The sequence below is a fragment of the Thermomonas sp. genome, from assembly GCF_035369645.1.
Taxonomy (GTDB): domain Bacteria; phylum Pseudomonadota; class Gammaproteobacteria; order Xanthomonadales; family Xanthomonadaceae; genus Thermomonas.
Genome location: NZ_DAOOUM010000073.1, coordinates 4,286 through 6,650 on the forward strand (window position 1 = coordinate 4,286; position 2,365 = coordinate 6,650).

Annotated in this window: 5 protein-coding genes; 4 read left to right on the top strand and 1 reads right to left on the bottom strand. The window is 60.9% G+C overall.

Going from position 1 to position 2,365, the window contains the following annotated elements:
* Positions 1–90 precede the first annotated feature (90 nt).
* The 3 genes from rplS (at position 91) to PK789_RS11180 (ending at position 1,227) form a co-directional block, all read left to right on the top strand.
* Entirely contained in the window at positions 91–501 is a 411-nt protein-coding gene (gene rplS / locus PK789_RS11170; protein ID WP_324308868.1) for a 50S ribosomal protein L19, read from the top strand.
* A gap of 71 nt (positions 502–572) precedes the next feature.
* On the top strand, positions 573–983 hold the full coding sequence (locus PK789_RS11175) for an RNA-binding S4 domain-containing protein (protein WP_324308869.1): 411 nt from the start codon (positions 573–575) through the stop codon (positions 981–983).
* 58 nt (positions 984–1,041) lie between these two features.
* A complete protein-coding gene (locus PK789_RS11180) occupies positions 1,042–1,227 on the top strand; it encodes a hypothetical protein (RefSeq protein ID WP_324308871.1) in 186 nt (61 codons plus the stop codon).
* 19 nt (positions 1,228–1,246) lie between these two features.
* Here PK789_RS11180 and PK789_RS11185 read toward each other — a convergent pair whose 3' ends face one another.
* Positions 1,247–1,732, bottom strand: a complete 486-nt coding sequence (locus tag PK789_RS11185) for an Lrp/AsnC family transcriptional regulator (protein WP_324308873.1) — start codon at positions 1,730–1,732, stop codon at positions 1,247–1,249.
* Positions 1,733–1,823: 91 nt separating this feature from the next.
* On the opposite strand from PK789_RS11185, the gene PK789_RS11190 reads away from it, so the two are divergent.
* The coding region (locus PK789_RS11190; protein WP_324308874.1) for a PLP-dependent transferase at positions 1,824–2,365 on the top strand (542 nt) is incomplete at its 3' end.

Below are 2,365 nucleotides of genomic sequence, written 5' to 3' on the forward strand. Positions count from 1 at the left end.
TGCCATGACGCGGGTCCACGTGCACTCGCGCAACAACGACTCCAACAGGCGCGTGCACAAGCACGCAACACACATCAATAGGTTGATCCCATGAACAAGCCCTCGATCCATACCCTGCTGCAAGATTTCGAATCCGCCCAAGCGACCCGCAAGCTGCCCGACTTCGGTCCCGGTGACACCGTAGTGGTCAACGTGAAGGTGAAGGAAGGCAACCGTGAGCGCGTGCAGGCATACGAAGGCGTGGTAATCGGCAAGAAGAATGCCGGCCTGAACTCCGCGTTCACCGTGCGCAAGATCTCGCATGGCTTCGGCGTCGAGCGCGTGTTCCAGACCCACAGCGCCACCATCGACTCGGTGGAAGTCAAGCGCCGTGGCGCAGTGCGCGCCAGCAAGCTGTACTACCTGCGCGGTTTGGAAGGCAAGAAGGCCCGCATCAAGGAAGACTTGGCTGGCAATGCCAAGGCGCGCGCCAAGGCTGCCGCCGCTGCTGCTGCCGAATAAGGCTCACCACCAGTTCGCACGACGGCCACCTTCGGGTGGCCGTTTGCGTTTGACAGGATCAGAATTTGCCGATGCAAAGCGAAACCAACCCCGCCAATCCCAGCGTGCGTCTGGATCTATGGTTGTGGGCCGCGCGTTTTTTCAAAACCCGCGCATTGGCCAAGCACGCGATTGAAACCGGCAAGGTGGCGGTGGGTGGGCAGCGCGCCAAACCTGCGCGTGGCGTGCGGGTGGGGGATGCGCTGCGCGTGCAACGCATGGAAGACATTTTCGAGCTCGACGTGCTGATATTGTCGGTGGTACGTGGCCCGGCGGCTATCGCGCAGACGCTGTATCGCGAATCCGAAGCCTCACGTGCGGCGCGTGAACTCGCCCGCGCCCAGCGCGCCGCCGAGCGTGCCGGCTACCATCCACCCGAGACCAAACCCGACAAACGCGCACGCCGGTTGATCCGTGCGCTGGGGGATATCGACGCGCTGTAGGCTAAGGTAGCGCCTGCTGATTTCGGTCATCTTCATCCTGGTCGGTGACCGCTTTACCGTGGCCGATCTGTATCTGTCCGCTTTCATCGGCTACTACATTCAAATTGGTGAGTTGGAGCCAAAATCCGTGTTTCAAGCGTATGCGATGCCGCACTTGCAGCGCCCGAAATCACAGCGTGCGACTGCGCGCGATGATGCACTGGTCAAGCCTGCGCCGAAAGTTGCGACACAAGACGCACACTGAGCGCGTGTAACCCTGATGCTTATGCCGGCGCATCGGTGCGCGCCGGCAGTTCTACATTGCGGCGAAACTCGAAGATCAGCCGGGTTTCGATATGCGCTACTTCTTCGCGCTCGGTGAACGCCGCCAGCGTGAAGTTGCGCAAGTGCTCGCTGTCGCGCACACCGACGTGGACCAAAAAATCATCCGCACCGGCCACGTGGTAGCAAGCCAATACTTCCGGCAGTGACAACACATGCCGATGAAACCCGTCCAGCAAGGCGCGCGAGTGTTTGGCCAGCCGCACCGATACCATCGCCTGTAAACCCACCCCCATCGCCTGCGGTGCGATCTCGGCGTGATAGCCCAGTAACACGCCGTCTTCGCGCATCCGCCGCACCCGTTCCAGCGCGGTAGATGGCGCAATTCCCACTTTTTCGGCAAGGTCTTTGTTGGGCAGCCGTGCATTCTTCCGTAGCAGCCGCAGCAGGGCGTAGTCGGTTCGGTCCAGCATGATGATTTCGCTCAATTTCAAAATAATCTTCGAGGTGAAGTTTAACGACCGAATAAGGTTCTAGCATGGCAAGAGTATTTCGTAGATTTCTACGCAGGAGCCCGCCATGCATCGCTTTCAAACCACCGCCGTTCACGCCGGACGCGAAGATTTTGCGCAGTTGTGTGTGCATGCGCCGCCGCTGGATTTATCCACCACCTACCCGATCGCCGATCTCGATGTGGCGGGGGCCAGTTTTGATGCGCTGATTGGCGGCAAGCACGATGCCGCCAACCCGATCTATGCGCGCCTGCACAACCCCACCGTGGCGCGCACCGAAAACGCGATTGCCAAGCTGGAAGGCACCGATGCCTGCGTAGCATTTGCCTCGGGGATGGCGGCGCTCACCGCGGTATTGCTGGCGCGGCGTGCGCATGGCGGTCATGTGCTGGTGGTGCGGCCGCTGTATGGCACGTCCGACCATCTACTGGCTAGCGGCATGTGCGGGCTGGAGGCCGAATTTGTGGCCGCCGACGACATCGCCACCAAACGCCGCGCCGACACCGTGCTGGTGATTATCGAAACCCCCGCCAATCCCACCTTGGATTTGGTCGATATCAAGGCGGTGGTTGCCGCTGCCGGCGAGGTGCCGGTGCTGGTGGATTCCAC